The organism is Streptomyces sp. NPDC001002, from assembly GCF_053599215.1.
In genome coordinates, this window is sequence record NZ_JBSFLV010000082.1 from 16,771 (window position 1) to 42,869 (window position 26,099).

The window sequence follows — 26,099 nt, forward strand, 5'->3', positions numbered from 1 at the left end:
GGTGTGTGTGCGGTCGGTGAAGCCGCGTTACCGACGGGTACCCAAAGGCTCCGCTCCGGCATACGCTGCCCGTCATGACGGACTCGCAGGCCCCGGAGAAGACCGGCACCACCGTTGCCGGCACCAACCCCCTCGCCCCCGCCCCCGAGGGCGCCCGCACCGCCGCGGACGTGGTCACCCCCGAGCTGGTCGCCCAGCTCACCAAGGGCGTGGCCGGTTCCGGGCGCACCGCCAACCACAGCCCCTTCACCGGCGAGAAGCTGGCCGACCTGCCGGAGTCGACGCCGGAGGACGTGGCGGAGGCCTTCGCGACGGCCCGTGCGGCGCAGGCCCTGTGGGCGCAGACACCGGTACGGCAGCGCGCGGCCGTCCTGCTGCGCTTCCACGACCTGGTGCTGGCCCGGCAGGCCGAGGTCCTCGACCTCGTCCAGCTGGAGACCGGCAAGGCGCGGCTGCACGCGCACGAGGAGGTCCAGGCCGTCGCCGTCGCGGCCCGCCACTACGGCCGCAAGGCCCCGGCCTATCTGAAGCCGAAGCGGCACACCGGCGCCATGCCGAACCTCACCAAGGTCACCGAACTGCGCCACCCGCGCGGGGTGGTGGGCCAGATCGTCCCCTGGAACTACCCGCTCGAACTCTCCGTCGGCGACGCGCTCCCCGCCTTCGCCGCCGGCAACGCGGTCGTCATGAAGCCCGACACCGAGACCTGCCTGACCGCCCTGTGGGCCCGCGACCTCCTCATCGAGGCCGGCCTGCCCGCCGACCTCTTCCAGGTCGTCATCGGCGACGGACCGGTCATCGGCCCGGAGATCGTCCAGCACGCCGACTACGTCTCCTTCACCGGCTCCACCCGCACCGGCCGCGAGGTCGCGAAGGGCGCCGCGGCCCGGCTGGTCGGCGTCTCCCTCGAACTCGGCGGCAAGAACGCCATGGTGGTCCTGGAGGACGCCGACGTCGAGAAGGCCGCCGCGGGCGCGGTCCGCGCCTGCTTCTCCTCCGCGGGCCAACTGTGCGTCTCCATCGAGCGGTTGTACGTCCACGAGTCGATCGCCGACGCCTTCCTCGACCGCTTCGCCGCCCGCACGAAGGCCATGCGCCTGGGCACCTCCCTCGCCTACGGCGCCGACATGGGCTCGCTGGCCGGCGAACGCCAGCTGGAGTCCGTCACCCGCCATGTCGAGGAGGCCGTCGCCAAGGGCGCCACGCTCGTCGCCGGCGGCCACGCCCGCCCGGACATCGGCCCGTACTTCTTCGAGCCGACCATCCTCGACGGCGTCGAGGCCCCCATGGCCGTCTGCGCCGAGGAGACCTTCGGCCCGGTCGTCTCCCTCTACCGCTTCAAGACCGACGACGAGGCCGTCGAGGCCGCCAACTCCACGCCGTACGGCCTCAATTCGTCGGTCTGGACGAAGAGCACCGCCCGTGGCCGCGCGGTCGCCGCACGGCTGCGCACCGGCACGGTCAACGTCAACGAGGGCTACGCCTCCGCCTACGGCAGCGTCCAGTCCCCGATGGGCGGCATGAAGGACTCGGGGCTCGGCCGCCGGCACGGCTCCGAGGGCATCCTCAAGTACACCGAGGCCCAGACGATCGCCCAGCAGCGCCTGCTGCCGATGGCTCCCGCGCTGGGCATGGACGACGAGAAGTACGCGGCCTTCATGACCACGAGCCTGCGGGTGATGAAGGCCCTCCGCTTCAGGTGATCACGGCCGCGGACGGCCCGCAGCGCATCTCAATGAGGAGAACACGTTGTCGCAAGATGCCTATGACTACGACGTCCTGGTCGTCGGTTCCGGCTTCGGCGGTTCGGTGACCGCCCTGCGCCTGACCGAAAAGGGCTACCGCGTCGGCGTATTGGAGGCGGGCCGCCGCTTCACCCGGGAGTCCCTCCCCAAGAACTCCTGGGACCTCAAGAACTACCTCTGGGCGCCCAAGCTCAACATGTACGGAATCCAGCGCATCCACCTCCTGGGCAACGTCATGGTCCTCGCCGGCGCGGGCGTGGGCGGGGGCTCCCTCAACTACGCCAACACCCTCTACGTGCCGCCGAAGCCGTTCTTCGAGGACCCCCAGTGGCGTGACATCACGGACTGGCAGGAGGAGTTGAAGCCGTACTACGACCAGGCGCAGCGCATGCTCGGCGTACGGCTCAACCCGACGATGACCCCGTCCGACGTCCATCTGAAGGCCGCGGCCGAGCGGATGGGCGTCGGCGACACCTTCCACATGGCCCCGGTCGGCGTCTTCTTCGGCGACGGCAAGGACGCCGAGGGGGAGTCGAAGGCGGCCCCCGGCGAGCCGGTCGCGGACCCCTACTTCGGCGGCGCGGGACCCGACCGCAAGGCCTGTACCGAGTGCGGCGAGTGCATGACCGGCTGCCGGCACGGCGCGAAGAACACCCTCAACGAGAACTACCTCTACCTCGCCGAGAAGGCGGGCGCGGTCGTGCACCCGATGACGACCGTCGTGTCGGTCACCGACGACTCGCGGGGCGGCTACGCGGTCGCCACGCTCCCCACCGATGACCGCCGGAAATCTGGCGGCCGCACCTTCAAGGCCCGCCAGGTCGTCCTCGCGGCCGGCACCTACGGCACCCAGACCCTGCTGCACCGGATGAAGGCGGGCGGCCAACTGCCCTACCTCTCCGAGAAGTTGGGCGAGCTGACCCGCACCAACTCCGAGGCCCTGGTGGGCGCCCAGACCAACAACCGCCGCTACCGCAAGGCCACGGGCGAGCCGAAGGTCGACTTCACGCGCGGAGTCGCCATCACCTCCTCGGTGCACCCGGACGAGAACACCCACATTGAGCCGGTCCGCTACGGCCGGGGCTCCAACTCGATGGGCGGCCTGTCGATCCTCCAAGTCCCGTACGCCGAGGGCTCGTCGAGGGCGCTGGCCTGGCTGCGCAACGCCGTCCGCCATCCCCTCCTCGTGCTGCGCTCGCTCTCCAACCGGCAGTGGTCGGAGCGGACCATCATCGGCCTGGTGATGCAGTCGCTGGACAACTCCCTGACGACGTACCTGAAACCGGACGGCGTCGGCAGGGGCCTGCTCACCGCACGGCAGGGGCACGGCGCGCCCAACCCCAAGCAGATCAGGGCCGCTTCGGAGGGCGCGACCGCGATCGCCGCCGAGATCAACGGCTTCGCCGGCTCGAACGTCGGCGAGCTGATGGGCACCCCGCTCACCGCCCACTTCCTCGGCGGCTGCCCGATCGGCTCCTCGCGCGAGAGCGGTGTCATCGACCCGTACCACCGGCTCTACGGCCATCCCGGTATCTCGGTCGTCGACGGCTCCGCGGTCTCGGCCAACCTGGGTGTGAACCCCTCGCTGACGATCACCGCCCAGGCCGAGCGCGCGATGTCGCTGTGGCCCAACAAGGGCGAGGCGGATCCGCGTCCCGCGCAGGGAACGGCGTACGAGCGACTGAAGCCGGTCGAGCCGCAGGCGCCGGCCGTCCCCGCGGACGCGTTCGGCGGGCTGCGGCTGCCGTTCCTGGGGATGCCGACAGTGCCCGCGAAGAAGTAGCGGCCCAGGCTCCCCATCGGGAGCCGCAGCAGACGAAGTGGGGACCTGCACCCCCCTCCGAGCGCAGGTCCCGCACTTCGTCTGTGGCTGGTGGTCCTGGTGATAAGACCGGTGGTTCTGGTGGTGTGACCGACGAGGCGCGGGAATGGTTGCCTCCGTATTCACGGAAACTTTTCGGCGTGATGAATCGGCATGGGCATGGCTATCCTCGGCCCGTCGACCCATCCAAGAGAGAGTCCGATGTCTGACAGACGGTCCGAGGATCCATCGGGGGACGAGCCGTCGTCCTCACCCATATCCGACGAGGTGTGGGAGCAGTTCATCCGTGACACCGAGCGGGACATCCGCGACTCCGCTCCCAAGGAACCCTCCGCCCGGGCCCGCATGGTCACCGAGCGGCTGAAGCGCGAGGGGACGCCGCCCGAGGGCTGGCGCACCGGCCCGACGAGTACGCCGAAGAAGGGCCGTCGGCGCAAGGCGTGGGCGATCATCGGCGTACCCGTCGCGATCGCCGTGGCCCTCGTCGCGATGAAACCGTCGCTGCTGCCGGGCGACCCCTTCGGTTCGGGTTCGGATTCGGCTGCGGGCGCCTCCTCCTCCCCGCTGCCCGCCGAGAGCACGAAGCCCACCGCGCCGCCCGCCGCGGCCGACCCCGACATCCCCACGCTCGACGAGCCGTTCGCCGGTTCCCCCGCGCTGCGCTGGGCCGACGGCGAAGCAGGCATCGTGCTGCCGAAGGCCACGGCCCTCGGCGCGGTCTCCGAGGACCGGGTCGAACTGGCCCTCCAGCAGACCAGGAAGCTGCTCGTCGACGCGAACCTGAACCCGAAGGTGGTGGCAGGGGCCCGGCCCGAGGTCGCGCTCTCGGTGCTCGACCCCAAGCAGCCGAAGCTGATCGACGACCTGAACACCGCCCTGCGCACGCCGACCAAGGCCCACGATCCGCTGTCGATGTTCAGCCGCTTCGACCCGAGCGAGGTGCGGCTGGTCGGTGACGTGATCAAGACCCGCGGCCGGATCACCTTCAAGAAGGGCAAGTTCGACGCGGTCTCGGTGCACGCCGACTACACCTTCGTCTACCCGGTCGTGCGCACCGACGGCTCGACCGAGGTGACCCGCACCATCGTGCGCCGCGTGATCGACACCGAACTCCTCGACCCCACGCACTACAAGGTGACGCCGGGGCGGCTGAGCATCGCCAAGTACGACGAGGACGCCGGGAACTCCGCCTGCGACGTCAACGACGGTTATCTGCACCCCCAGTTCCCGTCCCAGGCCCCCTCCGCGAGTGCCACGCCGAGCGGTCCCGCGGTCGACCCGTACGACCGCAGCCGGGACATCGGCAAGGAGAGCGGGGACTGCGGCACGGTGAGCCGCACCTGACGGACTCCGTACGCGGGTTCGGTACACGGGCTCCGTACGCATGCGAAGGGCCCCGCGGGACGTGCGTCCGCGGGGCCCTTCTCCGTCAGCACCGACGTCAGGGCAGCGCCGGTGCCTGGGAGCGGCGCCGGGGGGTTGCGCCGCTTGTCTGTGCGCCCTGGTCGCCGCCCCGGCGCGAACCGGGCGCACGGATGGTCTCGACCTCTGGCAGTACGGAAGTACAGGGCTGTGCGATGGGCTGGTACAGGTCAATAGATGGAACTCTGGCGGGACTTGGGGCTTTCTAGGCATCGTGCTGGATGCTCGCGGCCTCCGCAACCGTTTGACCCAGGATCGTGCATATTTGCATATTCCGCCGGACGGCCCCGGGCGTCCCCGGAGCCGACCGTTCTCTTGGGTGACCGGGCTGCTGTCCCCTGCCGTCCGGTCACGACCCTGGGGCGAGGTCCCACGACGCACGGCACGATCCCGTACATCTCATCGCCCCAGCGGAGCCACGCGTGGTTCTTTCGGGCCCGCCCCTGGCTGGCACGGACATCGGGACCAACGAAGCGGTTCGCGCCGCGGTCACGCGCCGTACGGGTGAGAGGGGGCCCGAACTCAGATGCGCCCCCTGGACAGTTCGAGGAGCGTCATCGCGAGGGAGGTGCCGGGCTTGCCGAGCGCGTCGCTGTAGCGGCTGAGGATCTCGTTCTCACGGGACAGGTTCACACGCCGCCCTCCGGAGGCGATCCGTGCCTCCTGGACGAGGGCGGACACGGCGGCCCGTTCCTGGATCAGACCGATGATCCGGTCGTCGAGCGCGTCGATGCGCTCGCGGGCGTCGGCGATCGTCTGCTCGGTCGTGACGGTGGTCATAGGGGGCTCCTCGTCGGAACGGCGTCCCTGGAGCGACACGACCCGGGAAACGACAGGCGCCCCGGGCCTTGTCGGCCCGGGGCGCCTGGGAAGTCGCTTGTCAGTTGCTCAAGCAGCACGACCATGGCAGCCGGTGGGCCGGTTGCCATAGGTAAAGAGGAAGGTCGGGTGCGTGAGCATGGGCGCCAGTATGCCACGGGACCGCGCCGGGGCGGGCCTCGGTAGAATCGGCGTACGCACAAGACCCCCGCCCCACCGCCGGAAGGCTCCCGTGTCACCAGCGACCCCTACTGCCGCCGCCCCCGACACCGTCCTGGTCGTCGACTTCGGTGCGCAGTACGCCCAGCTCATCGCCCGTCGCGTCCGTGAGGCCCGGGTCTACAGCGAGATCGTGCCGAGCACCATGCCGGTCGCCGAGATGCTCGCCAAGAACCCGGCGGCGATCATCCTCTCCGGCGGCCCGTCCTCGGTGTACGCGGAGGGCGCCCCGCGCCTGGACCGCGAGCTCTTCGAGGCCGGCGTCCCCGTCTTCGGCATGTGCTACGGCTTCCAGCTGATGGCGACGACGCTGGGCGGCACGGTCGACAACACCGGCGCCCGCGAGTACGGCCGCACCCCGCTGCACGTCTCCCGGTCGTCCTCCACCCTCTTCGAGGGCACCCCGGACGAGCAGTCGGTGTGGATGTCCCACGGCGACGCCTGCTCGGCCGCCCCCGAGGGCTTCTCGGTCACGGCCTCCACGGACGTCGTCCCGGTCGCCGCCTTCGAGAACGACGAGAAGAAGCTCTACGGCGTCCAGTACCACCCGGAGGTCATGCACTCCACGCACGGCCAGCAGGTCCTGGAGCACTTCCTGTACCGCGGCGCGGGCCTCACCCCGTCCTGGACCACCGGCAACGTGATCGAGGAGCAGGTCGCCGCGATCCGCGAGCAGGTCGGCGACAAGCGCGCCATCTGCGGCCTGTCCGGCGGCGTCGACTCCGCCGTGGCCGCCGCCCTCGTCCAGAAGGCCATCGGCTCGCAGCTGACCTGTGTGTACGTCGACCACGGTCTGATGCGCAAGGGCGAGACCGAGCAGGTCGAGAAGGACTTCGTGGCCGCGACCGGCGTTCAGCTGAAGGTCGTGGACGCGGAGGAGCGCTTCCTCACCGCGCTCGCCGGGGTCTCGGACCCCGAGGAGAAGCGGAAGATCATCGGCCGCGAGTTCATCCGCGTCTTCGAGCAGGCCCAGGCCGAGATCATCGCGGACGAGGGCCCCGAGGTCGCGTTCCTGGTGCAGGGCACGCTCTACCCGGACGTCGTCGAGTCGGGCGGCGGCACGGGCACCGCGAACATCAAGTCCCACCACAACGTGGGCGGGCTGCCGGAAGACCTCGAATTCAAGCTCATCGAGCCGCTGCGCAAGCTGTTCAAGGACGAGGTCCGGATGGTCGGCCAGGAGCTCGGTCTGCCGGACGAGATCGTCCAGCGCCAGCCCTTCCCCGGCCCCGGCCTCGGCATCCGCATCGTCGGCGAGGTCACCAAGGACCGCCTCGACCTGCTCCGCGAGGCCGACGCCATCGCCCGCGAGGAGCTGACCGCGGCCGGCTTGGACCGCGAGATCTGGCAGTGCCCGGTGGTCCTGCTCGCGGACGTCCGCAGCGTCGGCGTCCAGGGCGACGGCCGCACCTACGGCCACCCGATCGTCCTGCGCCCGGTGTCGAGCGAGGACGCCATGACGGCCGACTGGTCGCGCCTGCCGTACGACGTCCTCGCCAAGATCTCGACGCGCATCACGAACGAGGTCGCCGACGTCAACCGGGTCGTCCTCGACGTCACGAGCAAGCCGCCGGGGACCATCGAGTGGGAGTGAGCCCTCCCGGGGCTCAGGTCCGCTTGAGGGTGCGCATCGGCTCTCCGGGCTTCCAGATCTCGACGACGAGGTACTTCTCGTCCTCGACGTAGGTCCGTACGACCTCCGTCAGCTCGGTGCGGAAGAGGTGGAACGGCTCCGGCGGTTCCACCTCTCGCGTGTACGCCGCCTTCACCGCTCCGTCCTCGACCTCCACCGCCCGCCCGCTCACCCGGACGTCCCCGCCGCCCATGCCGGTGCCCTCGCCGGGGTTGGCCTGGAGCGCGAAGCGGGGGTCCCGGCGCAGGTCGAGGGCCTTGAGCGAGCCGGTCATCATCCCGAACCACAGCTCGCCGTCCAGGAAGCGCACCTCAAGCCCGCTGGTGCGCGGGGAGCCGTTCGCGCGCAGGGTGGCCAGGACATGGTGGGTGTGGCCGGTGAAGCGTTCCTCGGCGATCCGCGCCAGCTCGGGTTCGGCGCCGCGGAAGGCGGCCCAGTTCGATGTCATACGCCGATCGTCGCCCGTAAACCCGACATCTTCTGTCGTGATTCGGTCGCGTGCGTCATCTTTACATCACAAGCCTGTTCTCCTGCGCTGACCGACGGTAACTTCCGCTCTTTACAGCAATCCAGTGCCGGAGGACCACATGCACGGGCCGACCCCACGGCTGCCGCTCCCCACGGATCGGCTGCGCTTCGCCATGCCGCCCATGCACGAGTCGCTCGACGACGAACGCCGGCACCGCAAGGAGCGGCTCGCGGGCGCGCTGCGGATCTTCGGGCGGCTCGGCTTCGAGGACGGGGTGTCGGGGCACATAACGGCCCGCGACCCCGAGTACAGCGACTGCTTCTGGGTCAATCCGTTCGGCATGCCGTTCAAGCACGTCACCGTGAGCGACCTCGTCATGGCCAACTCCGACGGACAGGTCATCGAGGGCCGCTACCACGTCAACCAGGCCGCCTTCACCGTGCACGCCCAGGTCCACGCGGCCCGCCCCGACGTCGTGGCCGTCGCCCACTGCCACTCCGTGCACGGCCGCGCCCTGTCCGCCCTCGGCGACCTCCTGGACCCCATCACCCAGGAGAGCTGCGCCTTCTACGAGGACCACGCGCTGTACGACGCCTACACCGGCGTCGCCGTCGACGCCGAGGAGGGCCGCCGGATCGCCACCGCCCTCGGCTCCCGCAAGGCGCTCGTACTGCGCAACCACGGGCTGCTGACGGTCGGCGACTCGGTGGACGCGGCGGCCTGGTGGTTCCTGTCCATGGAGCGCTCCAGCCAGGTCCAGCTCACCGCCAAGGCGGCCGGCCGCCCGCTCCTCATCGACCACAAACTCGCCGTCGCCACCCGCGAACAGCTCGGCGGCGACCTGGTGGCGTGGATCAACTACCAGCCGATCTGGCAGGACATCAGCCGCAGCGAGCCGGATCTGCTGAGTTGATCTCCCGCAGCGGCCGACGGTCTCAGAAGCCGCGCAGCACCGCCGCCTTCGTCATCGCGAACTCCTCGTCCGTCAGCACCCCGTCCCGGTACAGCTCGCCCAACTCCCGCAGCCTGCGCAGCAGTACGTCGTGATGGTCCGACTGCGCCGGCACGGCCGCCGCCAACCGCGGCCGCTCCTGCTCCCCGTCCGCGAGATCGCCGACGCCACGGGTGGACGGGTGCGGGAGCCGGGCGGTGACGGCGGTGGCGATCAGCGCCGTCAGCAGGTCACGGCGGGTGCTGCCCCACAGATCGAGGGCGTACGGGTCCTTCTCCGGCGGCAGTTTGGAGAACACCGTCTCCCGGGTCACGAAGCGCAGGAAGCCGTCCTCGTAGCCGGAGTTGGGCAGCCACTCGACCTGCACGAGGTCGCCGAGGGCGATGATCCGCGGCCCCGTCGCCCGCTTGACCCGGTCCGAGGTGTCGGCCCAGTCCAGGCGCACCTGGGTGCCGTCGAAGGAGACGGTGCCGTCGGAGGAGCGCACCGAGACCGGCACCGGCGGCCCCGGCAGCAGATACGCCTTCGTCGGGTCCTTGGGGACGCGGTCCAGCATCAGGGCCTGGCGGATCTCCTCGGCGATGTACTCGGCGACCCCGGAACGGTCCACGTCCACCAGCAGCCGGTAGGGATCGGCCGCCTCCGGCAGCCGCCCGCCGGTGGCCTGCAGCAGCGGGTCGGCGCCCTCGCGCAGCCTCAATCTCAGCCGCCCGCGCTTGCGTTCGGGCTCCAGGACCACGCCCGCCACGGCTTCGAGGGGCACCGCGACCTCTCCGTAGGTCTGCCGGAACAGTGGCACGGAGCGGTGGAGACCCGGCGTGATCCTGACCGTGGTGCCGTCGAAGGCCCAGGTCCCGTCCCGCTGGATGATCTCGGCCATAGGGAAATTCTCGCAGCCGGGTCAACACTGCGGTCCGGGCTTCACCCGCCTCGACCAGACCTGCCGGACGCGGACGGGGTGGCGTAGGGCACAATGCGCTGTCATCACGCGGGACTTGCAAGGCGGTGGCCGACCGACGGTCGGGGCCGCCGGTCGATGGGGTTGTGGGGAAGGCGGGCGTCGGGCGTGGCGGTGCAGGAGGCGAGAGGGGGCGCGGACGCGAGCGCCGGCCGGGCGGGTTACGGGGGAGCGCCGGGCGGTGCTCCCGTCGGCGCGCACGGGGGTGGCTGCACCTGCGGGGACTGCCCGCACGGGGCGCGCGAGGGACATCGGCGCGCGGTCGCCGAATTCCTGCTGCTGCGCGAGGAGTTCGCGGCCGGACAGGGGCTGCCCGCAGCGGTGGCCCATTCGGCCCAGGCTTCCCGGCAGTGGGTCTCGGAGGAACTGACCCAGTCGGCGGGGCTCGTCGCCGAACGCGGCCGGGCCGAGGGCGAGGCCTGGCTGGCCTGTCTGTGGCGCCGGGCCGTGTTCACGGTGTGGGCCCTGGTCCTGACGCTTCTGCTGGTGCAGGCCCTCACGGCGATCGGCGCGGGCTGGACCGCCGCGCGCACGGCCGGACTGCTCGCCGCGCTGCTCGTGGCCGGCGCCCTGACCGCCGCGTCCTGGTTCCACCGGGCGCGCGGTGGCGTACTGGCCCCGGTCATCGGCGAGGACAACCGCCTCTCCACCTCCCGCACGGTCGCCGCGGTCTGGGTGCTGTTCGTCGTCTACGCCGTGCTGGTGCTGGTCGGCCGCCTGGCCGCCGCGTCCGACCACGCGGAGCGCGACACCCTGATCTCCGGGCTCGAACTCGCCCGCGGCGCCGGTGTGGTGACCGTCCTCGCCGTGGTCTGCGCGATCGCCGTCCTGGTCCGCCGGGTCGTCGGACTACGAGTGCTCGGGCAACGCCTCCAGAAGGTACGGGCGGACCGGCCCCGCGCGGCCGACCTGCTGACGGACGACTCGGGGCGCGGCACCTTCGCGGACATCCAGTACGCCGTGATCAGCGCCGTCGCCGTGGTCTTCGCCGCCGTACGCCTGGCCCGGCGCCCGGACCAACTCCCCGACCTGCCCTGGGGCCTGGCCGTGGTCGTCCTCGTCTCCGCCGCCACCTACGTGGCCGGCAAGTACGCCGAGGGCGGGCGCCCGGTGATCCTCTCCGTGGTCCGCTCCCGCGAGGCGGGCGACCTCGACGCGCCCATCCGTACCGGCGACGACATCGAGATCCGGGGCGCCGGCTTCGTACCGCCCGGCGCGCAGGGCGCCGACCGACTGTCCCGGATGGTCGTCCGGATCGGCGCGGTCCACGTCCATGTCCCGCTCGTCCCGGTGGCGGGCGGCTTCCGCAATCCGACGGACGTGGTACTGACCGTGCCGGTGCCGGCGGACGTGGAACCGGGGCGGGTGGAGGTGCAGGTGGTCACCGCGGCGGGCGTGGAGACCAACCGTTACGCGATCGACGTCACGGACTGACCGGGACTGACCGGGGCTGACCAGGGCTGACCGAGACTGGCAGATCCTGACAGGGATTGATGGGTTCTGATGGGGGCTGATGGTCCCTGACCAGGTCTGATATGTCCTGGCGCCGGGCGTGCGCGCCCCGGCTCGAAATTCGGCACGAACGGATTGAGCGCTCCGCCCCTTACGTACGTATGGTCTTTGAAGGGGTCTTTGGCATGGCGGGCGAGAGGCGGCGGCTATGACTTACGGCACGCGTACGGATATGCAAACCCCCTACCTCGACGAGGGCCGGAGCTGGCGGGACACCGCGACCCGATACGCCCTCCTTCCTCTCCGTGTGTTCCTCGGCGTCACGTTTATCTACGCCGGGTTGGACAAACTCACCGACAGCGCGTTTCTCAAGGACTCCGGCTCCGGCTCCGTCGGCGAGATGATGCGCGCCGTCCGTGACTCCTCGGCCATCCCGGCCATGGTCGACATGGCCCTGAAGAACCCGGTCGGCTTCGGCTACGCCATCGCCTTCGGCGAACTCGCCGTCGGCATCGGCACGTTGATCGGCCTCCTCGCGCGAATCGCCGCGCTCGGCGGAGCCCTGATCTCCCTCAGCCTGTGGCTGACGGTGAGCTGGGGCTCGGACCCCTACTACTACGGCAACGACCTCGCCTACCTGATGGCCTGGCTCCCGCTCGTCCTCGCGGGCGCGTCGGTGTTCTCCCTGGACGCAGCGCTCCGAGCCCGACGGAGGCAACGGGCGGGCGGGTATCGGTAGACAGGTCGGTCGGGCAGGTCGGTCGCGTAAGTCGGTCGGGCAAGCCGCAGTTCCGGGGCCGCGGCCCTTGGCCGCGGCGGCTCCACGGTCGGGCGGACACCGGTAGCTCCTGGTCGGCGGGGGCTACCGGGCCGGTGCGTCCTGGTGGGGCTGGTCCGCGGTTCTTCGGGGGGCCCGGCGGCGCCGCACCGCCCGGGTCAGGACGCTGGTCGCGCCCGCCAGGAAGAGGCCGATCGTGACGAGCGGGATGATCGCGAACCACGGGGTCTCCCAGAGGCCGCCCGCGTCGCCGGCGTAGACGACGCCCGCGAGGGTGAGGGCGAGGCCCGCGATCAGTTTTCCGGGCTGGAACTCATGACGTGGCACGGCTGACCTCCGCCTGTCCGAGGCCGACCTGGATGTCGATGTCGAGCGTGCCGGTGTTCTTGCCGCCCGTGACGGGTGTCAGGGTGACCTCCTTGTGCTTGTCCGGCGCCACGTCCACGTCCTTCTGCTCGTCACCCGGCAACTGGATGTCGCCCACCCCCACGTCGATGCTCAGCTTCACGGTCGCGTCCTTCGGCACGATCACCTTCACCCGGCCCGCGCCGATCTCCGCCTCCGTCTCCACCGTCCGGCCCTTGGCCACGTGCACCCGGCTCAGGTCCAGGGTGCCGACCCCGGAGCCCAGGTTGTACTTGGCCCGGACGTCGGCCGCCGTGGCGGGCTGCCAGGTAGTACGTATCCAGTGCGTGTCGATGTCCTTCGGGAGCGCGACCGAGCCGGCGAGCAGCGCCGCGGTGATGATCGCGAGGAAGATCGAGCCCGCGCCCGTGCGTCCCAGGAACGCGCTGACCGCGATGCCCAGACCGAGGACGATCAGCGCGGCGGCCAGGCCGGTCTGCAGGCTGGTGCCGAGCGCGTGGTCCTCCCAGGTCCCGGCCGTGCCCAGGACGCCTGCGCCGAGGGCGAGCAGGAACACCCAGCCGCCGATCCAGCGCGAGCCGCGCTGCCTCGGCGCCGGGACCTGCGGGGCGCGTATGTCCGCGCGGCTGCGCCAGGGGGAGCCCAGGCTGATGTTGACCGCCGCCGCGATGTCCCGGTCGCGGGAGTCCTGGGGGCCCCAGAGGTAGCCGGTGCCCCCCACGTGCGTGCCGTCCTTGACGATCGGGTCCCGCCACCAGGAGGGGTAGGCGGCGGGGACCGGCGGTGCCTGGGCCTCCGGCGGGGCGTCCGCGGCGGCCTGGGCGGCGAGCGGGTCGGGGTCGGGGGTGCCGCGCTGGCGCGACCAGTACCCCGCGCCCGCGAGGAGGAGGGAGAGGACGACGGCGAAGGCCATCACCCCGCCGTTGGCCACCATCGTCAGGAACACTCCGCAGCCGACCAGCGCGAACAGCACGGCTGTCAGGGCCTGGCCGTCGACCCGGCCGGTGAGGAGCTTGCGGACCTCGTTCTCCTCCTCGTCCTGGTACGGCACGAGGAGCCAGGCGAACCCGTAGAAGATCAGACCGATACCGCCGGTCGCGGAGAGCACGGCGAGCGTGATCCGGAAGATCACCGGGTCCATGTCGCACTGCCGCCCCAGCCCCGCGCACACGCCCGCGAGCATTTTGTAGTCACGGTCGCGCCGGAACTTCCGGGAGATGTCGCCGCCCTCGGCAGACCCGCTGGCGCCGTCCGCGGCGGGGGGCTCAGTCGATGTCGTCGCCGATGCCGACGCCTGAGCTTGCGCGTCCCCAGCCCTTCGCCCCGGTCGGGGCCCCGCCCCCGCGTCCGCCGTGGGTGGGGCGTCCGCGGCGGGCACGGCATCCTGCGGCCCGGCGCCCGGAGCGGGGCGCGGGCCGGAGCCGGGTCCCGGACCCGTCGCGGCACGCTCGTGATCTGTCATGTGTCCATGGTGACGGGCGCGACGCGACAGCGGCAGTCGGTACGACCCTGGCCGGACCCTGATTTCCCCCCTGACCCGACGCCGGGGAAGCGTTCGACCGGCCCGGACGCCGAAGATCAGGGGAGTCTCCGGGGTCGACCCTGATGCTCTGTCTCCTCGGCCATGTGACCATCGATGCCATGCCGGAAGTCGCAGCAGCGCCCCTCGTCGAACCGCGACCGCCGCGCAAGCTCTACCGCAGCAGCGACGGACGCTGGCTCGGTGGTGTGGCGCGGGGGCTCGCCGGGCATCTCGGGCTGCCCGTGATCTGGGTGCGGCTGGTCTTCGTGGGCCTGTTCATGGCGGACGGGCTCGGTGCGCTGCTCTATGCCGCGTTCTGGTTCTTCGTGCCGCTCGGCATCGGAGGCGTGGCCGGTCAGCGGCCGCCGTCGTTGGTGTCGACCGAGACCTCCCCCGACGGTCGGCGAAGGCTGGTCGCCCGTCGCCCCGACAAGGGGCAGATCGTCGCGCTGCTCCTCATGGTCGTCGTGGCCATGGTCTTCGTCGGCAGCGTGAATCTGGGCAACGGCGCGAAGGCGTACCTGTGGCCCGTCGTCCTCGTCGGCGCGGGCGTCGCCCTGGTCTGGCGCCAGGCGGACAACGCGCGCCGGGCCCGCTGGGCCGAGGTCGGCCGCCGCAAGCGCACCCTGCGGCTGCTGCGTGCCGCCGGCGGTGTCCTCCTCGTCACGGCGGGCGTCACCGGCATCTTCGTCCTCCAGGGTTCCGCCGCCCACCTCGGTTCCGTGCTCCAGGCGGCGCTCGCGGTGCTGGTGGGGATAACGCTCCTCGCCGGCCCCTACCTCGTCCGCATGACCCAGGACCTCTCCGAGGAACGCCTGATGCGCATCCGCGCGCAGGAGCGCGCCGAGGTCGCCGCCCACGTCCACGACTCGGTGCTGCACACCCTCACCCTGATCCAGCGCAACGCGGAGAACGCGAACGAGGTGCGCCGTCTCGCCCGCGCCCAGGAGCGCGACCTGCGCACCTGGCTGTACAAACCGGAGGGCACCGGCAAGGACGAGGCCGACGAACCCACCACCCTGGCCGAGGCCGTCCGGCGCAACGCGGCCGAGGTGGAGGACAAACACGGCGTCCCCATAGAGGTCGTGGTCGTCGGCGACTGCCAGCTCGACGACCGCACGGGACCGCAGATGCAGGCCGCGCGCGAGGCAATGGTGAACGCGGCCAAGTACGGTGGCGAGGGCGGTGCGGTCCAGGTCTACGCCGAAGTCGAAGGAAAGACGGTCTTCGTGTCCGTCCGGGACCGCGGCCCGGGCTTCGACCTGGACTCGATACCCGCCGACCGGATGGGTGTCAGAGAATCGATCATCGGCCGCATGGAACGCCACGGCGGAACAGCCAGGCTGCGCGCGGTGCCTGGCGGCGGCACAGAGGTCGAGCTGGAGATGGAGAGGGCGGAGATGACGTCATGAGCGACCCGACCGAGGCGAACCCGGAGCGCACGGAACAGGCGGCCGGCGGCGCGGGGGAGCGCCACGTACGCGTGGTCCTCGTCGACGACCACCGCATGTTCCGTACCGGAGTGCAGGCAGAGATCGGCCAGACGGCACAGACCGGCGTCGAGGTCGTCGGCGAGGCCGCGGACGTCGACCAGGCGGTCACGGTCATCACCGCGACCCGCCCCGAGGTCGTCCTCCTGGACGTCCACCTCCCGGGCGGCGGCGGGGTCGAAGTCCTGCGCCGCTGCGCCCCGTTGATGGCCGACGCCGAACAGCCCGTGCGCTTCCTCGCGCTGTCCGTGTCGGACGCGGCGGAGGACGTCATCGGCGTGATCCGCGGCGGCGCGCGCGGGTACGTGACCAAGACGATCACGGGCACGGACCTGGTCAACTCCATCTTCCGGGTCCAGGAGGGCGACGCCGTCTTCTCCCCGCGCCTTGCCGGATTCGTCCTCGACGCCTTCGCCTCCACGGACGCCCCGCCGGTCGACGAGGACCTCGACCGCCTCACCCAGCGCGAGCGCGAGGTGCTGCGGCTCATCGCCCGCGGCTACGCCTACAAGGAGATCGCCAAGCAGCTGTTCATCTCGGTGAAGACGGTCGAGTCGCATGTCTCGGCGGTGCTGCGGAAGCTCCAGCTGTCCAACCGGCACGAGTTGACCCGGTGGGCCACGGCACGACGTCTGGTGTGACGGGTCGGTCCGGGGTTCACACCACGCGCGTGGCGCCCGCGAACGGCATCTCGTCGATCGGCGCGATCCGCACCGGCGCCGAGGGGTTCGGGGCGTGGATCATCTGGCCCTTGCCGATGTAGATGCCGACGTGACTGATGCCGGAGTAGAAGAACACCAGGTCGCCCGGGAGCAGTTCGGAGCGGGTGACGCGTCGGCCGGCGCCGATCTGGGCGTAGGTCGTGCGGGGCACGGAGACGCCCGCGGAGCGGTACGCGGCCTGCACCAGGCCCGAGCAGTCGAAGGCGTCCGGCCCGGTCGCGCCCCAGACGTAGGGGCTGCCGAGTTTGGCGTAGGCGTACGAGACGGCCGCCGAGGCACGGGAGTTGGGGGCCGCGGCGGTTGCGGAGGAGGGGGCCTCCAGGGCGGTCCGGGCGCCCGAGGCGGACCGGGACGCGCGGTCCGAGCCGGCTCCCGTGCCCTCCTCGAACCGGGCGCGCTCCGCGGGCGACAGCTCGGACATCAGCCGCTTGGCCGCGTCCAGCTTCCCGGTGATGGTCTTCTTGTGGCGGCTCAGCTCGGCCTGCCGTGACCGCAGCGCGGCCAGCTCGACGCGGGCGGCCCCGCGCAGTTGCTCGATCTCCCGCAGCTCCTCGCGGACGTCCGCGACGGCCGCGGCCTGCCGGGTGCCGGCCCGGTCGACGAACTCGGCGCCGTCGAGGTAGCGGTCGGGGTCGTCGGAGAGCGCGAGTTGCAGCGCCGGGTCGAGACCGCCGTCGCGGTACTGGGCGGCGGCCATCGAACCCAGCGACGCACGCGCCGAGTTGAGCTTGTCCGTCTTGCGGGCCGCCTCGTCGCGCAGGGTGCCGAGACGCTGCTCGGCGGAGTCCGCCTTCTCCTTCGCCCCGTTGTACTTCTCGGTGGCCTTCTCCGCCTCCTGGTACAGCTGGTCCACCTTGGCCTTGACCTGCGACGGCGTCAGTTTCGGCTCGGCGTGTCCGGTCCCGTCGAAGGCCGTCGCGGTCGCCGCCCCCGCCAGGGCGATGGTGAACGCGGTGCGGGCCGTACTGCCGCCGGCCGAACGCCGGCCGGGCTTTCGGTGCGCTGCCAAGTGGACTGCACGTCCTTTCGTACGACCGCTCTCACACGTCCGGCGGCGGCCCGCACAGGGGGAGCGGGCCGCCGCCGGACCTTCTCGGCGGTGGTGTCCGACTGCCGCCCCTGGCCCGGGCGGCGGTGGGGAGCCGGTCACCTGGGGAAGGACGCTAAACCCGACTGTGTCGGCTTGGTAACGCGATGTGCGGAACTGCCGCCAGGGGACCGCCCGGTGACCGGAAACGATCGTGATCGCGGCCCAGGTCCGTCGACTTCACACAGTGCGCTGACCGATGTGACGATTCCCGGACACGTATGGGCGACGCGGTGCTATAGCCCGCATTTATGCAAGATCGGCCGAACGGGTTCGGCGCGTGAAAGGCGGCCCGGTGTCGGGTGGCACCCGAGCCCCTGATTAGGCTCCGGCGTCATGGACGTACTCATCCATCTCTTCGTCGGCCTGCACATCATCGGCATCGCCTCGCTGCTCGGCGGTTTCCTCACCCAGATGAAGGCGATGGGCCGCGGCGAGGCCCGGTTCGTCCCGGCGATGCTGCACGGCGCGCTGACGATGCTGGTCACCGGCGCGATCCTGGTCGGCCTCAACCAGGCCGACGACCAGCACGTGAACAACATCAAGATCGGCCTGAAGCTGGCCCTGCTGATCGTGATCCTCGGCCTGGTCTACGTGAAGCGCGACGACGAGAAGGTGGACAAGAGCCTGTTCGGGCTCGTGGGCCTGCTCACCACGGCGAACATCTTCATCGCGGTGCTGTGGACGTGACGTCCCCCCGGCCCGCGCCGTAGGACCGCACCGCCCCCGCGGCGACCGTCAGCCAGGCCGCCGCCGACACCCACAGCAGCACCTCGCCGGGGTCCTTGAGCCACGACACGTCCACGGCGGCGGAGACCGACAGCGTGGCGGCGGCCGTCATTCCCATCGGGAACACGGTCGACCAGCGGCGCACGTCGTAGCCGAGCCGCGGCCGGAGCACCTCCGCGACGAGCAGTACGGCGAACCAGGCCAGGTCGAGCACGAGCACCGCGACCGTGACGCCGCGCAGGACGCCCCGGTCGTCGTCGTTCCACAGGTACAGCCGCGTGCTGTCGGCGGCCAGCAGTTTCGACCCCGCGAGCGCCGAGATGGCGAGCGCGCCGCCCGCGATCCAGTGGTCGCCGGCGCCCGTGACCACCTGGCGCAGGTCGAAGCGCGGCAGCGCGACGAGGTAGAGGCCGAGGCCGAGCCAGAACAGCACGAGGGCCGCGTGCGCGAGCCATGCCGTGGTCCCGGCGGCGGCGAGGGAGGCACCGAGCACGGCGAGCCCCTGCGTGGCCACACACCCCAGGAACACACCCCCGGGCATACGGCGCTTCCAGTGCCGTACGACATCGACGAGCAGCACCGGCCACAGCACGGTCGCCAGCGCGAGCAGCGCCTCGGCGAGGGTCCGCCAGCCGAGGGCTACGAACCGGGTGCCGAGTACGGTCGTCGCCGCCACGGCGGTCAGCGCGGCCGGGGTCGCTGCCTCGGCCCGCCATCGCGCCCGGTCCCGCAGCAGCCGTACGGCGAAGTCCGCGGCCAGTGCCAGCCAGGCGACGCAGGCGACCACCAGGGCGATCCGCGACAGGACCTCGTAGCCCGTCAGATGCCAGCCGACGGAGATGATGCCGGTCGCCATCACGACGGCTCCGGCCGCCGGCGGACGCTGCGCCCACCAGGCGCGAAGGGAGGAGAGACCGGACATGGGCCGATGCTAAGGAGCACGGCACGGGTTGCGGGCGGGGCACGCGCGCGGGGGTGCGGAATTACGCGCGGGTGCGGGGCACGCAGGTGGCGCCGGGGCGCGTACTCCTCGCGTCAGGCCGGGCGTACCACGCTGTGGATCGCCGACTCGCCGTCGTAGTAGATCGATTCCTCGCGGACGTACGCGCCCGGCTTGGGGGCGTGGATCATCATGCCGTTGCCTATGTAGAGGCCGACGTGGCTGATGTCGTCGTAGAAGAAGACCAGGTCGCCGGGTTGGGCGTCGGCGAGGGAGACGGTGGTGCCCGCGTTCACCTGGTCGTAGGTGACGCGGGGGAGGGTGACGCCGGCGGCCTTCCAGGCGGCCTGGGTGAGGCCGGAGCAGTCGTAGGAGTCGGGGCCGGTGGCGCCCCACACGTACGGCTTGCCGACCTGCGCGCGGGCGAAGGCGAGCGCCTTGGCGGCCTTGGTGGCGTAGGCGGAGTCGCTCGTGCCGGACGAGGATGAGCCCGAGGTGTTTCCCTGGGCCGCCTCTTGTGCCGCCTTCTCCTCCGCGGCTTGCTGCTCCGCCAGTTCCGCCGCCTTGCGCGCGGCCTCCTGCTGCTTCTTCTTCTCGATCGCGGCGAGCCGCGCCTTCTCCTGGGCGGTCAGCTGCGACAACAGGTCGCGCGCGTCGGCGAGTTTCTTCTGGACGGTCGACTTGGCCGTCCGCAGGGCGCTCTGCGTCTCGGTGAGCGTCTCCAGGCCCTGGGTGGCCTCCTGGCGCTTCTTCATCGTCGCGGACTGCTCGGTGACGTAGTCGTCGACCGCGTCCTTCTGGCGGCCGGTCATCCGGTCCATCAGCTGGGTCTGGTCGAAGTAGTCCTGCGGGGAGTCCGCGAGCAGGAAGGTCGACGTGTCCGGTGCGGAGGCGCCGGTCCGGTACTGGGCGGCGGCGATGGAACCGAGCTCCTGCCGCGCCTCGTTGAGCTTCTGGGTGCGCTGGGCCACGTCGTCCAGGAGGGTGTCGACGCGCTTGCGCTGCTTGGTGGTCTTCTCTTTCGCCGCGTTGTACTTCTCGGTCGCCGACTCCGCCTGGCGGTACAGGTCGTCGACCTTCTTCTCGACCTCTTCGAGGCTCGGGTTCCCGTCGGTGGACGGGGCCGCGTTGGCCGACTGGGAGAGCAGGGCCACGGAGGTGAGGGCGGCCGTGGCGATCGCAGGGGTGCGTATCCCTGCTACGCGCGTTCCCGAGGGACGCGACTTGCGGTGCGACGCCAAAGGAGGCGACTCCTTCCGATGCTCCGCCTACCGAGCCAGCGGTGGGGGCCCAGACTGTTCGGCGGTGCTTGGAACGGTAGCCAACTGGTGTGGCCTGTGTGAAGGTTGATGTTCGATATGCCCGATACGTTTTTGTGACCTTCGGTCAGAGACCGTCCGGCGAGGGTGCGAGTATCGCGGAACGTGAAGGTCCGGTTCCGGAGAGTGGGGGCGGGTCCGCCGTCACCGGATCCGGGGATGTTCCCGGGGCGGCGGCGGGTTGTCAGTGGGGCGCCCTAGACTCGGAGAGCGATGAGCAGCCTCTTTGACGACAGCTTCCTGGCGGACCTCCAAGCCCCTCGCGGGCACGCGGAGGAGCCCCCGCCACCGCCCGAGGACGAGCACGGACCGGAGCCCGTTCCGGACGATCTGTTCGGCGGGAAGTTCGACGTGCCGCCGGACAGGGACGCGTACTACCGCGACGGCGCCCCCCGCCCGGCGCTGGACGCGGCGGCGCTCCTGGAAGGGCTGAACGAGAACCAGCGCGCGGCCGTCGTGCACGCCGGCACACCCCTGCTCATCGTGGCCGGCGCCGGCTCCGGCAAGACCCGTGTGCTCACCCACCGCATCGCCCACCTGCTCGCCGAGCGCCATGTGCACCCGGGCCAGATCCTCGCGATCACCTTCACCAACAAGGCCGCGGGCGAGATGAAGGAGCGCGTCGAGCAGCTCGTCGGCCCGCGCGCGAACGCGATGTGGGTGATGACCTTCCACAGCGCGTGCGTGCGCATCCTGCGCCGGGAGAGCAAGAAGCTCGGCTTCACGTCGTCGTTCTCGATCTACGACGCCGCCGACTCCAAGCGCCTGATGGCCCTGGTCTGCCGCGACCTGGACCTCGACCCCAAGCGCTACCCGCCGAAGTCCTTCAGCGCCAAGATCTCGAATCTGAAGAACGAGCTGATCGACGAGGAGGACTTCGCCGCCCAGGCCACCGACGGTTTCGAGAAGACCCTCGCCCAGGCCTACGCCATGTACCAGTCGCGGCTGCGCGAGGCCAACGCCCTCGACTTCGACGACCTGATCATGACGACGGTCAACCTGCTGCGCGCCTTCCCGGACGTCGCCGAGCACTACCGCCGCCGCTTCCGGCACGTCATGGTCGACGAGTACCAGGACACCAACCACGCGCAGTACGCGCTCGTGCGCGAGCTCGTCGGCACCGGTGCGCATGACGAGGACACCCCGCCCGCCGAGCACGACCTGCCCCCCGCCGAGCTGTGCGTGGTGGGTGACGCCGACCAGTCGATCTACGCCTTCCGCGGTGCGACGATCCGCAACATCCTCCAGTTCGAGGAGGATTACCCGAACGCGACGACGATCCTCCTGGAGCAGAACTACCGCTCCACGCAGACCATCCTGAGCGCGGCCAACGCGGTCATCGAGCGCAACGAGTCCCGCCGCCCCAAGAACCTGTGGACCAACGCCGGCGCGGGCGCGCGCATCACCGGCTACGTGGCGGACACCGAGCACGACGAGGCCCAGTTCGTCGCCGAGGAGATAGACCGTCTCACCGACGCGGGCGACGCGAAGGCCGGCGATGTCGCCGTCTTCTACCGCACCAACGCGCAGTCCCGTGTCTTCGAGGAGATCTTCATCCGCGTCGGCCTGCCCTACAAGGTCGTCGGCGGCGTCCGCTTCTACGAGCGCAAGGAGGTCCGGGACGTCCTCGCCTACCTGCGGGTGCTGGCCAACCCGGAGGACTCTGTCCCGCTGCGCCGCATCCTGAACGTGCCCAAGCGCGGCATCGGCGACCGCGCCGAGGCCATGATCGACGCGCTCTCCCAGCGCGAGAAGATCAGCTTCCCGCAGGCGCTGCGCCGCGTCGACGAGGCGTACGGCATGGCCGCGCGGTCGACGAACGCGGTCAGGAAGTTCAACACGCTGATGGAGGACCTCCGTACGATCGTCGAGTCCGGCGCGGGCCCCGCGACCGTCCTGGAGGCGATCCTCGAACGGACCGGCTACCTCGCCGAGTTGCAGGCCTCCACCGACCCGCAGGACGAGACCCGCATCGAGAACCTCCAGGAACTCGCCGCAGTGGCCCTGGAGTTCGAGCAGGAGAACAGCGCCGTTGACGGCGACAGCGAGACGCCCGTCGGGCTCGCCGCGTTCCTGGAGCGGGTCGCCCTGGTCGCCGACTCCGACCAGATCCCGGACGAGGAGGAGGACGGCTCGGGCGTCATCACCCTGATGACCCTGCACACCGCCAAGGGCCTCGAATTCCCGGTCGTCTTCCTCACCGGCATGGAGGACGGCGTCTTCCCGCACATGCGCGCGCTGGGCCAGCCCAAGGAGCTGGAGGAGGAGCGCCGCCTCGCGTACGTCGGCATCACGCGCGCGCGTGAGCGCCTCTATCTCACCCGCTCCTCCCTGCGCAGCGCGTGGGGGCAGCCCTCGTACAACCCGCCCTCCCGCTTCCTGGAGGAGATCCCGACCCAGCACGTCGACTGGAAGCGGACCGGCGCCACCGCGTCGGCCCCCGCCGGGCCGGTATCGGGCGTGGCGGCCTCGCTGTCCTCGTCCCGCTCCCGTTCCTCCGCCTCGGGTGCGTCGGGCTTCGCCACGCGCCGGAGTTCGGAGAAGCCGGTGGTGTCGCTGGCCGTCGGCGACCGGGTCACGCACGACCAGTTCGGACTCGGCACGGTCGTGGCGGTCAAGGGCACGGGCGCGAACGCGGAGGCGACGGTCGACTTCGGCGAGGAGAAGCCGAAGCGGCTGCTGCTGCGGTACGCGCCGGTGGAGAAGCTGTAGGCGAGTCGTACGGTCGACTCGCAGGAGACATGAGTCGAGCCCCCGCTCCAACTGCGGGGGCTCGCAAGGAAGTCGGCGGGACGGCCCGCGCGAGAGCTACGTCGGGTTGATGCCGTGGCTGCGCAGCCACGGGAGCGGGTCGATCGCCGCGCCGCCGGCCGGCCGGACCTCGAAGTGCAGGTGCGGCCCTGTCGAGTTGCCGGAGTTCCCGGAGTACGCGATCGCGTCGCCGGCCTTCACGGTCGTACCGGAGGCGACCTGGTAGCTGGAGAGGTGGCAGTACCACGTCTCCGTACCGTCCTTCGCGGTCACGATCATCATGTTGCCGTAGGCGCTGTTCCACTGCGTCCGTACGGTGCCGTCGGTCGCGGCCATCACCTTCGTGCCGTACGAGACCGGGAAGTCGATGCCGGTGTGCACGGACATCCAGTTGATGCCGGCCTGGCCGAAGTAGGCGCTGAGTCCGTGCTGCGCGACCGGGAGCGCGTACTTCGGGCGCAGCCGCTCCTTGCGGGCGGCCTCCGCGGCGGCCTTCTTCTTCTCGGCCAGCTGCTCGGCCTTGAGGTCGATACGTTCCTGCGTACGGCTGGCCCGGTCGGCGAAGTCGTCGGCGCCGGCGGAGAGGCTCTTGAGCTGGGCGTCCAGCTTGTTGTTGGCGGTGGACGGTTTCACCGCGGTCGCGTCCGAGGCCGTGGTCGAGGTGTCCTGCTCGCTGGCGAAGGTGCCGACGGAGGCGGCGGCGACACCGGCCACGCCCATCACGCACGCCGACGGCACGGCGATGGTCAGCAGCGCGGAGCGCTTGGGGGGCGGACGGCGGCGGGAACGGTTCGCGTTCCTGGTGGCCGCGCGGCCCTGCGTCGGGACGACCTCTTCCTGGTCGTCCAACAGCGGGGCCACGGCGGGCAGTTCACCGGTGGAGGCCAACTCGGAGGCCGACTCGTCCTCGGCCGGGGCGTGTTCGGCGTACGCGGTGGTGTCGTACTCGGAGTAGTCCGCGAACTGGTCCTGCTGCTCGCCCTGTTCGCCCGGCGTTCCCTGGCCGTCCGAGTTCCACTGGGTGGCGTCGTAGGTACCGGTGTCGAAGGTCTGCGTGCCCCATTCCCAGTGCTGGGTCTGGTCGGCGGGGGTGGTGGTCTGGTCGGGCTGGAGCCAGGCGCTCGCGTCCCACTGGCCGGAGGTGTCGTTCCCGGTGGCCTGCGGCGGGATGGCGGAGAGCTGCTGGTACTCGGCCGACCACGCGGTCGTCTCGTACGCGCCGGTGTCGTAGGCGGCGGCGTGGTGCTGGGCCGCGTACGCGTCGTAGTTCAGGGTCTGCTGCCCGCCGGTGGACCAGGTCGAGCTGTCGTACGTGCCGGTGCCTGTGCCGTCGTCCGGGAGGCAGCCGAAGAGGGGGTCGGCCGCGAAGGTCGCCGTGGCGTGGGTGCCGGTACCGGTCGCGAAACCGTTGGCGTCGTAGTCGCCGTACGTGGTGAAGTCGCCGTACTGGCCTTCCTGGGTGCCGTAGGACGCGTAATGCGTCGCGGCGGCCTCGGAGGCCGGAGCCGGGGTCATGGTCCCCGACGGGTGACGGTCGTTCACCAACTTCTCTTTCGCCTCGACAACAGGGGCTGGCAGAGCAGTGCGGCGACTGTACCCGGCGGTACGCGGGCGCGACAATCTTCAACAGGTTTTGCGCTCGCAGGAAACGGGCATTCGGCTGTGTTTCGGGGGAGGCCGGGCGAGGGTTTGGCCCTGTGTTCGAAGAACGTTCGATACGCGGGAGCTGTCCGAGGGGTGTCCGAGGCGTGTGGGACGGCTGTGCGGAGGCGGTGCACGGCCCGCCGGCAGCGCACCGAGACGTCACGCGCGGTGTGTCATCGGCGCCCCACCGTCACGCCAGGGTCAGGCCACCGTCAGGCCGCCGGCGCGAGCGGCCGTCTCGGATCCTGTCTCCGTCGTGTCGAGTGCCTGCCGTATCCCGGTCGCGACGGCGGGGTGCACCGGCAGGGCGAGATGTCCGATTCCGCTCACCCGCACGTTCTGCGCGATGAGGTCGGGGTGGTCGACGCAGGCCGTCTCCAGCGGGTCCATCAGGTGGTCGAGGTCGCTCCAGAAACTGACGAAGTGCGTACGGCAGCCCGGCGCGGGCCGGGTCAGCTCCTCCAGGACGTCCGAGCCGGGGCGCATCTGGCGCACGATCGGGTGCGCGTTGGCCAGCGGCACCACGCGGGTGCCGGAGTGCGGGGTGCCGAGCGTCACCAGCGTGCGGACGCGGAGGTCGCCGCCGAGACGCTGCACGTAGTACCGCGCGATCAGGCCGCCGAGGCTGTGCCCGACGATGTCGACCTCCCGGCTGCCGGTGCGCTCGCAGATCTCCTCTATATGCCGGCCCAGTAGCTCGGCCGCGGTGCGGATGTCGCAGGTCAGCGGCGAGTAGTTCAGCGACTCGACCTGCTGCCTGCCGTGCTGGGCGAGGCTGCGGCGCAGCAGGACGAAGACCGAGCGGTTGTCTATGAAGCCGTGGAGGAGGACGACCGGGGGCTTGGCCTGGGTGGGCAGCTGCGCCGTGGGGTTCTCGTCCGGCGCGGGGAGCGGGTCGGCGGGGGTCCGGCGCTCCTGGGTGATGCCCGAGGGATAGAGGAGGAGGTGTCCCGCCAGGATCGCGAACTCCAGCGCGGTCGCTTTCAGCAGGGCCAGGGAGAGTCCCGCCAGCCGGCTCGGCAGCAGCTTCTGGCAGAGGGGAAGAAAGGGCGACACTGCCCCGGTGACCTTCATGGCCGACCTCCTGTCGGCACGCGGAAGACAGCTCTGTCCCCCGTGTGCCCTCGTGGGAGGTCGCGGCGAAGGTGGTCGACGGTGTGCGGGAGGCCTGCGGCGTGCGGGTTGTCGGCCCCGTATGCCCTTCCCGCCGTCGCCGACCCGCCGCACCACCACGCCGCGCGGCCTGCGGCGCGGTGGTGC

At 71.0% G+C, this 26,099-nt stretch carries 21 protein-coding genes; 11 read left to right on the forward strand and 10 right to left on the reverse strand.

Annotation, left to right across the window (positions count from 1 at the left end; genetic code table 11):
- The first annotated feature begins 74 nt into the window (after positions 1-74).
- From ACWDR3_RS30815 to ACWDR3_RS30825, 3 genes are all read left to right on the forward strand, one after another.
- A complete protein-coding gene (locus ACWDR3_RS30815; RefSeq protein ID WP_450355852.1) occupies positions 75-1,703 on the forward strand; it encodes a succinic semialdehyde dehydrogenase in 1,629 nt (542 codons plus the stop codon).
- Positions 1,704-1,749: 46 nt separating this feature from the next.
- On the forward strand, positions 1,750-3,528 hold the full coding sequence (locus tag ACWDR3_RS30820) for a GMC family oxidoreductase N-terminal domain-containing protein (protein WP_450355853.1): 1,779 nt from the start codon (positions 1,750-1,752) through the stop codon (positions 3,526-3,528).
- Positions 3,529-3,768: 240 nt separating this feature from the next.
- Positions 3,769-4,911: a hypothetical protein gene (locus ACWDR3_RS30825; protein WP_450355854.1), complete on the forward strand. Its 1,143-nt coding sequence runs from the start codon at positions 3,769-3,771 to the stop codon at positions 4,909-4,911.
- Between the two features lie 600 nt (positions 4,912-5,511).
- Here ACWDR3_RS30825 and ACWDR3_RS30830 read toward each other — a convergent pair.
- The gene (locus ACWDR3_RS30830; protein WP_450355855.1) at positions 5,512-5,769 is read right to left on the reverse strand and encodes a chorismate mutase; all 258 of its coding nucleotides are present in this window, start codon (positions 5,767-5,769) and stop codon (positions 5,512-5,514) included.
- Positions 5,770-6,040: 271 nt separating this feature from the next.
- Here ACWDR3_RS30830 and guaA point away from each other — a divergent pair, with 271 nt between their 5' ends.
- Positions 6,041-7,621, forward strand: a complete 1,581-nt coding sequence (gene guaA / locus ACWDR3_RS30835) for a glutamine-hydrolyzing GMP synthase (RefSeq protein ID WP_450355856.1) — start codon at positions 6,041-6,043, stop codon at positions 7,619-7,621.
- A gap of 13 nt (positions 7,622-7,634) precedes the next feature.
- Here guaA and ACWDR3_RS30840 read toward each other — a convergent pair whose 3' ends face one another.
- Positions 7,635-8,108, reverse strand: coding sequence for a pyridoxamine 5'-phosphate oxidase family protein (locus ACWDR3_RS30840; protein WP_450355857.1), 474 nt, complete (start codon positions 8,106-8,108; stop codon positions 7,635-7,637).
- Positions 8,109-8,247: 139 nt separating this feature from the next.
- On the opposite strand from ACWDR3_RS30840, the gene ACWDR3_RS30845 reads away from it, so the two are divergent.
- The gene (locus ACWDR3_RS30845) at positions 8,248-9,042 is read left to right on the forward strand and encodes a class II aldolase/adducin family protein (RefSeq protein WP_450355858.1); all 795 of its coding nucleotides are present in this window, start codon (positions 8,248-8,250) and stop codon (positions 9,040-9,042) included.
- Positions 9,043-9,064: 22 nt separating this feature from the next.
- Here ACWDR3_RS30845 and ACWDR3_RS30850 read toward each other — a convergent pair whose 3' ends face one another.
- Positions 9,065-9,961, reverse strand: coding sequence for a DUF4429 domain-containing protein (locus ACWDR3_RS30850; RefSeq protein WP_450355859.1), 897 nt, complete (start codon positions 9,959-9,961; stop codon positions 9,065-9,067).
- Between the two features lie 186 nt (positions 9,962-10,147).
- Between ACWDR3_RS30850 and ACWDR3_RS30855 the strand changes: the two genes are divergently transcribed.
- Entirely contained in the window at positions 10,148-11,473 is a 1,326-nt protein-coding gene (locus ACWDR3_RS30855; RefSeq protein WP_450355860.1) for a hypothetical protein, read from the forward strand.
- Positions 11,474-11,699: 226 nt separating this feature from the next.
- The gene (locus tag ACWDR3_RS30860) at positions 11,700-12,230 is read left to right on the forward strand and encodes a DoxX family protein (RefSeq protein ID WP_123998239.1); all 531 of its coding nucleotides are present in this window, start codon (positions 11,700-11,702) and stop codon (positions 12,228-12,230) included.
- A 123-nt stretch (positions 12,231-12,353) separates the two neighbouring features.
- Here ACWDR3_RS30860 and ACWDR3_RS30865 read toward each other — a convergent pair whose 3' ends face one another.
- Both ACWDR3_RS30865 and ACWDR3_RS30870 read right to left on the reverse strand, forming a co-directional pair.
- Positions 12,354-12,596 (reverse strand): hypothetical protein, encoded by a 243-nt coding sequence (locus ACWDR3_RS30865; protein ID WP_450355861.1) that lies wholly within the window; start codon positions 12,594-12,596, stop codon positions 12,354-12,356.
- Positions 12,583-14,097, reverse strand: a complete 1,515-nt coding sequence (locus ACWDR3_RS30870) for a PspC domain-containing protein (protein ID WP_450355862.1) — start codon at positions 14,095-14,097, stop codon at positions 12,583-12,585. The genes ACWDR3_RS30865 and ACWDR3_RS30870 overlap by 14 nt, the downstream gene beginning before the upstream one ends.
- A 179-nt stretch (positions 14,098-14,276) precedes the next feature.
- Here ACWDR3_RS30870 and ACWDR3_RS30875 point away from each other — a divergent pair, with 179 nt between their 5' ends.
- Positions 14,277-15,569: an ATP-binding protein gene (locus ACWDR3_RS30875; protein ID WP_450355863.1), complete on the forward strand. Its 1,293-nt coding sequence runs from the start codon at positions 14,277-14,279 to the stop codon at positions 15,567-15,569.
- Positions 15,566-16,288, forward strand: coding sequence for a LuxR C-terminal-related transcriptional regulator (locus tag ACWDR3_RS30880; protein WP_123998235.1), 723 nt, complete (start codon positions 15,566-15,568; stop codon positions 16,286-16,288). Before ACWDR3_RS30875 ends, ACWDR3_RS30880 begins: the two co-directional genes overlap by 4 nt.
- Positions 16,289-16,304: 16 nt before the next feature.
- Here ACWDR3_RS30880 and ACWDR3_RS30885 read toward each other — a convergent pair whose 3' ends face one another.
- Positions 16,305-17,378 carry an NlpC/P60 family protein gene (locus ACWDR3_RS30885; protein ID WP_450355864.1) on the reverse strand — a complete coding sequence of 358 codons (1,074 nt, stop codon included), beginning with the start codon at positions 17,376-17,378 and terminating at the stop codon, positions 16,305-16,307.
- Positions 17,379-17,792: 414 nt separating this feature from the next.
- Here ACWDR3_RS30885 and ACWDR3_RS30890 point away from each other — a divergent pair, with 414 nt between their 5' ends.
- Positions 17,793-18,146 carry a hypothetical protein gene (locus ACWDR3_RS30890; protein WP_280878376.1) on the forward strand — a complete coding sequence of 118 codons (354 nt, stop codon included), beginning with the start codon at positions 17,793-17,795 and terminating at the stop codon, positions 18,144-18,146.
- Here ACWDR3_RS30890 and ACWDR3_RS30895 read toward each other — a convergent pair.
- The gene (locus tag ACWDR3_RS30895; protein ID WP_450355865.1) at positions 18,124-19,107 is read right to left on the reverse strand and encodes a tellurite resistance/C4-dicarboxylate transporter family protein; all 984 of its coding nucleotides are present in this window, start codon (positions 19,105-19,107) and stop codon (positions 18,124-18,126) included. The genes ACWDR3_RS30890 and ACWDR3_RS30895 overlap by 23 nt on opposite strands.
- Before the next feature lie 113 nt (positions 19,108-19,220).
- The gene (locus ACWDR3_RS30900; protein WP_450355866.1) at positions 19,221-20,366 is read right to left on the reverse strand and encodes an NlpC/P60 family protein; all 1,146 of its coding nucleotides are present in this window, start codon (positions 20,364-20,366) and stop codon (positions 19,221-19,223) included.
- 291 nt (positions 20,367-20,657) lie between these two features.
- Here ACWDR3_RS30900 and pcrA point away from each other — a divergent pair, with 291 nt between their 5' ends.
- Complete coding sequence (gene pcrA, locus ACWDR3_RS30905; protein ID WP_450355867.1) at positions 20,658-23,156, forward strand: DNA helicase PcrA; 2,499 nt, start codon at positions 20,658-20,660, stop codon at positions 23,154-23,156.
- 96 nt (positions 23,157-23,252) lie between these two features.
- Here pcrA and ACWDR3_RS30910 read toward each other — a convergent pair whose 3' ends face one another.
- Both ACWDR3_RS30910 and ACWDR3_RS30915 read right to left on the reverse strand, forming a co-directional pair.
- Positions 23,253-24,737, reverse strand: coding sequence for a M23 family metallopeptidase (locus tag ACWDR3_RS30910; protein ID WP_450355868.1), 1,485 nt, complete (start codon positions 24,735-24,737; stop codon positions 23,253-23,255).
- Positions 24,738-25,040: 303 nt separating this feature from the next.
- On the reverse strand, positions 25,041-25,913 hold the full coding sequence (locus tag ACWDR3_RS30915) for a lipase family alpha/beta hydrolase (RefSeq protein ID WP_450355869.1): 873 nt from the start codon (positions 25,911-25,913) through the stop codon (positions 25,041-25,043).
- Positions 25,914-26,099 lie beyond the last annotated feature (186 nt).